We start from the raw sequence: 7695 nt of genomic DNA, 5'->3' as shown, positions 1-7695 counted from the left end.
GATAATAGTTAAACTAGAAAAAAGAAAAAATAAGAGTTAGGATAGAAACATGTTCCATCAATTTATCACCAGAACTCAGACAGTCCCTCCTCCCATTTCACTTTTTTGGTATGGGGTTATGATGCTTGTCTTAGTGCTTTGTATTTATGGGGCACTTGCTTATCACAAAAATCCGAAATTTGTATACTTGTTTAAGGGGATTCAAATCCTCCAGTTGCTAGCACTCTATAGTTGGTATGTTGGTTTTGGGATTCCCTTTTCTAATAGTCTCCCATTTTATCATTGCCGTTTAGCTATGTTTGCTGTGGTTTTCTTGCCTGATAAATGGAAAAGCAAGCAGTACTTTGCCCTCTTAGGAGCAAGTGGAGCTGTCTTTGCACTGGTTTACCCAGTTTTTGACCCCTATGACTTCCCCCATATTACCAGTTTTTCATTTTTGATTGGGCACTATGCCCTTCTAGTGAATTCCTTGGTCTACTTGATGAATCACTATGACAAGAGCCTACTCAAGAAATATATGATTGTAGTCTATACCTTTATCCTCAATCTCTTTCTAGTTGGGGTTAATCAGGTGACTGGTGGGAATTATGGCTTGTTAAATAAGACACCTTTTATTCCTGATGCCCCCCTGTGGCTAAAGTACCTACTTGTGTCCGTCATCCTCTCACTAGCTCTGGTTCTTTTTGATATCTTGTTCAAAAAACGGTGGAAAAAGAGAAACCAGGTGAAATCAGTGTTCTAGTTTACCTTTATCCTCGAATGACTAATTGAAAAACTACTCAAAATCCGATATAATGGAGTGTTGAAAGGAATGGTAAAATCCAATGTAGAAATCATTCTTAGCTATTGAAACAAGAAAAATAGAGAATCAAAGAAAGAGAACTTATGAATATTCAAGAAGAAATTAAGAAACGTCGTACCTTTGCCATCATCTCCCACCCGGACGCGGGGAAAACAACCATCACTGAGCAGTTGCTCTACTTTGGGGGCGAGATTCGTGAGGCTGGTACCGTAAAAGGGAAGAAAACAGGGACGTTTGCCAAGTCTGACTGGATGGATATCGAGAAGCAACGTGGGATTTCGGTGACTTCATCTGTTATGCAGTTTGACTACGATGGTAAGCGCGTGAATATCCTCGACACCCCAGGGCATGAGGACTTCTCAGAGGATACCTATCGGACCTTGATGGCGGTGGATGCTGCGGTCATGGTTGTGGACTCTGCCAAGGGTATCGAGGCGCAAACCAAGAAATTGTTTGAGGTTGTCAAACACCGTGGCATTCCAGTCTTTACCTTTATGAACAAGCTGGACCGTGACGGTCGTGAGCCACTGGATCTCTTGCAAGAATTGGAAGAAGTCTTAGGTATTGCGAGTTACCCGATGAACTGGCCAATCGGTATGGGGAAAGCCTTTGAAGGCTTGTATGACCTTTATAACCAACGCTTGGAACTTTATAAAGGGGATGAGCGTTTTGCCAGTCTAGAAGATGGGGACAAGCTTTTTGGTAGCAATCCTTTCTACGAGCAAGTCAAAGATGATATTGAGCTTTTAAATGAAGCTGGAAATGAGTTTTCAGAGGAAGCAATCCTTGCTGGAGAATTGACACCTGTCTTCTTCGGCTCAGCCCTTACTAACTTTGGTGTGCAGACCTTCCTTGAGACTTTTCTCAAGTTTGCTCCAGAGCCTCATGGACATAAGAAAACAGATGGTGAAATTGTGGATCCTTACGACAAGGATTTCTCAGGATTTGTCTTCAAAATCCAAGCCAATATGGACCCTCGTCACCGTGACCGTATTGCCTTTGTACGTATCGTATCGGGTGAGTTTGAACGTGGCATGAGTGTCAACCTGCCTCGTACTGGTAAGGGTGCTAAACTGTCGAATGTTACTCAGTTTATGGCGGAAAGTCGTGAGAATGTGACCAATGCCGTGGCAGGTGATATTATCGGGGTTTACGATACAGGCACTTATCAGGTTGGGGATACATTGACTGTTGGAAAAAACAAGTTTGAGTTTGAACCACTACCAACTTTTACACCTGAAATTTTCATGAAAGTATCTGCCAAGAATGTCATGAAGCAAAAATCCTTCCACAAGGGAATCGAGCAATTGGTGCAAGAAGGAGCCATTCAGCTTTATAAGAATTACCAAACAGGCGAGTATATGCTGGGTGCTGTCGGGCAACTCCAGTTTGAAGTCTTCAAGCATCGTATGGAAGGCGAGTACAATGCGGAAGTAGTCATGAGCCCAATGGGTAAAAAGACCGTTCGTTGGATCAAGCCTGAGGATTTGGATGAACGGATGTCATCAAGTCGCAATATCTTGGCCAAAGACCGTTTTGACCAACCAGTCTTCCTCTTTGAAAATGACTTTGCCCTCCGTTGGTTTGCGGACAAGTATCCAGATGTAGAGTTGGAAGAGAAGATGTAACTCAGTACCAACAATTGGAACTAAAGTTCCTAATTGTTGGACGCTAGTCGCTATTTGGCGAACTAGCTAACTGCCTTACTAACTACGTTTGACAAATGAAATCGATTTGCCAAACTCCGTGTCGTAGTTCAGTAAATGTATTTGATTGTATAACAATCTAAGTAACTAACGCCAAGTTTCTATGGAACTTGGCTAGGCGCTCCACTAGTAAAGTTTTACGAATATTGTCGATTCGTAAAACTTTACGTCGTAACTGGTAGGAAGTAGTCTAGCTAACTGCCTCACTAAATGAGTTTTACAAATGGAATCGATTTGCCAAACTCCGTGTCGTAGTGTAACAATCGGTTTACCTAAATGCTTTACTAGGAAAAATCCACGAATGGTATCGATTCGTGGGCTTTTCTGTCGTAACGGGGAGATAATGGCCTAGCTAACTAGAAAAAACATCAATAGAATGCCCATGATTATAATCTAATTGTGGGCATTTTTGATAGGAGTTACAGGGAGAATCGAGTTGATTCGAAGCAATTTTTTATGAAAATCTATTGTCACAAGATGTACTTCGATAGTATTTTTTGCATTACATTATGAATTTATCAATGAAACATGAATAGTCAAGTTTTTATATTTTGTTTATATAATATGTTAAAAATCCGAACGTTATATACTTTTTACAACTAAAATAAATTTAGTTATATATATTTTAAAAAGTTATTTGAGGCTTTTTATACAAAGGTATTAGATGTTGTTAGAGAGATTATAAATAGCTAGATATTTCAAAATATTTGAATGGTAATATTATATAAAAATATATCAAATTTCTTGACAAGCGTTTGCATTTAAAGTATAATTTGAGGGTATGATTAAATGGGCCAGAGTGCACTCTTTGGTATAGAATGAAAGGATAAAACATGTTTTTTAGACGTCAGAAAGGTGAATATAGAGAAACCGACCGTGTGACGAGATACAAGTTAATCAAATCAGGAAAACATTGGTTGCGCGCTTCAACCTCTCTTTTTGGTTTATTCAAGGTCTTGCGGGGTGGTGTAGATACGACTCAAGTCATGACAGAAGTAGTAGAGGATAAAGTGAATCCTTCTATTTCAGGTTTGGATATTATCAAGGGACTTGCTGCCACAGGGGCTGTTTTAGGTGGTAGTGTTGCTACTCAAACAAAAGTATTTGCAAATGAAACAGTAGCAGTGGAAAAAACGCTGGAAAATCCAGATCTTTTAGTTACAAATGATACAGTAGTTTTGGGTACGACATCTCTAAGTAACTCGGAAAATTCTGCTAGCTTGTCTACTTCTATGAGTGAAAGCGCTTCGGTTTCAGAATCAGCTTCTACTAGCACCTCAGCTAGTACCTCAGCCAGCACTTCAGCAAGTGCTTCCGCTAGTACGTCAGTTAGTGCCTCAGCTAGCACATCATCTTCAGCTAGCACTAGCGCTTCAGATTCCGCTAGTGCGTCAACTAGTTTGAGTCAATCTGCTAGCCAAACAAGTAGCGTGTCAACATCTGTAGGAGCTTCCTCAGAAAAAACTGTATCTGAAATTCAAGATGAGAAGAAAGTATCGACTCAAAATGAATCAAAGGTTGACAAGATTGATTCATCAATTTTGAAGCCTACTGCTATTGAGTCAAATGCTGTTAAAACAAATTCAGATACAACAAGTTTAGTGGGAGCGACAGCTGCAACCTTGTCATCTGTAGAAGCTTCTGTAAAGAAAAATGAAGAAAATCGTAAGAAGTTAACCAAGCTTTCAGCTGAAATGGGTGAATACTTAGCGAAGGCTGCTGGTTTACCAAACACTGATTCTGCAATTACTAAGGTAAATGCAGCAGTGACAGCTATTGAAAAAGCTTTGGCAGATCCAACGAGTGACTGGACAGAGGTGGTGCAAAAAGCTACCTTGGCTCGTAATTCTATTGTCAATGCTGTTTTAAGAGCGCAATCAGGAGCGCGTGATGCTCGTAATGGCCAAGCTATGTTGCGAGATGCTTCTCTTCGCGCAAGTTGGGCTTCTGAGCAGGGAGATGGCCGTATGACGGTTAGTCAGCCTGTGGGTAGCTTTGATAAGGCGACTGGTATCGCAACGTTTACCATGAATGTTCAGGCTAATAGTGCTTTGAGCAATGTAGGTGTTAGGATAAATGTCGGCCGAGGAGGCCATGTCCAAAGTGCTTCTTTTAATGGGCAATCTATGGAGAAAACCTACACTCAGGGTTCAGAAATTGTTTATAATTACAGACATGGACAAAATAGAAACTTAAGTGGTACGATTGTAGTCAAAGTTAAATACGATAACAATGTATCGACTGGGACTGCTGATATGCAGGTTCAGGTCAGCTCAGCACCTATCGGGCAAAATACTCAAGGGAATGCTTCTAGAGTTCAAACGGCAAGTGTTCCGACAGGTTACAATCAATCTAGACCAACGCCATCACCTTCAGTAGAGAAATCTGGGCCAGAATATATAATCGAACAAGCTCGGAAAGAAGTTTATAATGATGATACAATCAATGATAAGGTATCCATAAAAAGAAATGGCTCTAATATTCGTCAACACACTCTATTTCCAGGAGATCGTGTTCCGGGAGTTGAATTTAATTCGAATACTGTCGATAAGCCTAATCTTACTAAAGATGACAAACAAATTGTCCCCTTTGTGTTAAATGGGTTAAGTGGTGTAGTAGGAGGAGGGAATGCTACAGCTGAAGTAGGTAAAGTTTATACATATCGTTTTGCGGCTCAGGCTTGGAATGGCAAACAGGCTAGTGCTACTGTAGAATACATTATCAAAGGTTTTAACGAACGTCATGATGTTCAGAGTGGGAATACTGTCTTAGTTAAGGATTTGGATCATTTAACACCGCAAGAAATTGCAGAAGTTTATAATAACTTTATTAATAATGAGGCCAATAAACGTGATTTGCTATCTAATCAAGACCTTGTTAAAACTGGAACGCAGCACGAATTAACTTCAGATGCAAGTGGTACCGTTCTAACTTATCCAGGTACCAAAGCTAAGATTGAAGTTTCAACAAATGGTACGATCACAGTTACCTATCGTGATGGGACTACAAGTACTATCAATGCCAATTTAGAGAAATATAATCCAATTGCCAAAGTCCCTAAAGTCTATACCTATATTGGTGAGCAGGCTGGTGACTTGGCGGATGCAAGTAACTTTATCCAGCGTGCTAACGGTAAAGCATTCCCTAATGGAACAAATATCACTTGGAAACAAGGGGCAGGAATTAGTACGTTAGAGACAGGCTCTAAACAAGCTATTGCCCACATCGAATATCCTAATGGTGGCAGTGAAGATGTTACTGTAGATTATGAAGTTCTGGCGACAATTAAGCCTAAAGGTCCAGTAAATGATATTCAAGGAACAGCTCCTCATAAGGGAACAGTTTGGCATAATTATGTTGATAAAGAGGGGACGGCTGGATATCCAAGTGGTGCAAGCCAAGCTTGGAGTAAAGATGGTCAAGTAGTTTCTAGCTCGCCTATCAATACAAATGAGACAGGAAGAAATACCTACCAAGTGACCTTTACCTATCCGGTAGGTCGTATGGGGGAGAATGACTCTAATAAATTAAGTCATACAGTTGATGTTGTTCATGATGTCTATAAGTTTGAATCAAATCGTTCTTATATCTTTACTCAGAATAAGACAGATGACCCAACTTATAAAAAAGCTGTAGCAAATCCTAAAGAAGCGGTTACAAAAGTATCTGGAAGCCCAGATTTTAACACGACAAATACTAATTACAAGTGGGTTGATGGTGCGCCGTCACTCACTGAGGTCGGAATCTTTACTAAGGAAGTAGAAGTAGAACTACCTGCAGATTCAACGGGGGTAAGAGTTAAACAAAATGTTCCTGTTACCGTGAAAGTAAATCCACAAGCTCCTGAAATTGCAGCTGATTCAGTGAATGAAAAAGGTGGTTTGCCAAATCGTTCAATTGTGGTGAATAACGTAACACCAGGAGCAACGGTTACTTTAACGATTGCAGGCCAAACAGTTAAAAAACAAGCAACAGGAATAAGTCTGACATTTGAACCGTCTGATTTGAAACGCGTTACGGAAGCCAATAATGGACTCTTACCTACAGGAAATGTAACGGTTAAACAAGAGAAAGTTGTAACGACTTCTGGAAGAACAGAGACCCTTACTTCTGCCACAACTACTAAGACCATTACTAAAGAAAATGTAGATCCAAAACCTGAATTTGAAATCTATGTCAAGAATGGTGGTAAGTGGGAAAAACTTTCTCCGAAAAATAATGTCCGTCCTGGCACGAGTGGATACGAGATTTTTGCAGGAGATGAAGTTAAAGTTGTCTTAAAAGGTTCAGATAATAGTGGCAAAATCAAAGAACTGAAGCTTTATGATGGTATTTCTGATAAAACTAGAATATTCCAAGATGGATATTCTTCGAATGATGGTGCGCCAGGATTCAAGAATACACCAACGAATGCTCCTGCTACTTTAGAGTATACAGCTTCTTATAATGCTAATCAGAAATATGATGATAAAAATAAATGGAATCTCGGAACCAAAGTTGTAGACTTGTCTGATAACGAAGCACGCACTCCGACAGTAGTAGTTGCTCAAGGTAAATTGAATGTAAGATTCCCTGGTGTGAAGCCGTCAAGAGTCTTCCAAGTTAAACATCCAAACGCTCTGGATCAGCGTGAGAAAGATGAAATCTTGGCAGCTGTGAAAACAGCAAATCCAGAGACTGCAAATCGTATCAGTAGTTATTCTATTGCAGAAAATGGAACGGTGACCATCACTTATAAAGATGGAACGGTGAATACGGTAACGCCAGATATATCTGACTCTGATTACCGTGCATCAGTGTCTGCGTCGACAAGTGCAAGTCAAAGTGCCTCAGCATCGGCTTCAACAAGTGCGGTAGCCTCAGCTTCAGCGTCAACAAGTGCGGTGGCTTCAGCTTCAGCATCAACAAGTGCAGTAGCAAGCGCCTCAGCGTCGACTAGCGCGGTGGCTTCAGCTTCAGCATCAACAAGCGCGGTAGCTTCAGCTTCAGCGTCAACAAGTGCGGTGGCTTCAGCTTCAGCATCTACTAGCGCGGTAGCTTCAGCCTCAGCGTCAACAAGTGCAGTAGCAAGTGCCTCAGCATCTACTAGTGCAGTAGCAAGCGCCTCAGCGTCAACAAGCGCGGTAGCAAGTGCATCGGCTTCAACAAGCGCGGTAGCAAGTGCATCGGCATCAACTAGCGCGGTGG

At 40.9% G+C, this 7695-nt stretch carries 3 protein-coding genes; all 3 read left to right on the top strand.

The genetic code is table 11. The features are described from left to right. The first annotated feature begins 49 nt into the window (after nt 1-49). Nucleotides 50-742, top strand: a complete 693-nt coding sequence (locus QZ565_RS06850) for a TIGR02206 family membrane protein (protein ID WP_295527379.1) — start codon at nt 50-52, stop codon at nt 740-742. A 143-nt stretch (nt 743-885) separates the two neighbouring features. After that, complete coding sequence (locus tag QZ565_RS06845; protein ID WP_001025437.1) at nt 886-2430, top strand: peptide chain release factor 3; 1545 nt, start codon at nt 886-888, stop codon at nt 2428-2430. Between the two features lie 911 nt (nt 2431-3341). After that, a partial coding sequence (locus QZ565_RS06840; RefSeq protein WP_295527373.1) for an accessory Sec-dependent serine-rich glycoprotein adhesin occupies nt 3342-7695 on the top strand: 4354 nt, incomplete at its 3' end.

Source organism: uncultured Streptococcus sp. (assembly GCF_915066115.1).
Taxonomy (GTDB): domain Bacteria; phylum Bacillota; class Bacilli; order Lactobacillales; family Streptococcaceae; genus Streptococcus.
The sequence above is the reverse complement of the archived record's forward strand: the minus strand, read 5'-3'. Positions and strand labels throughout refer to the sequence as shown.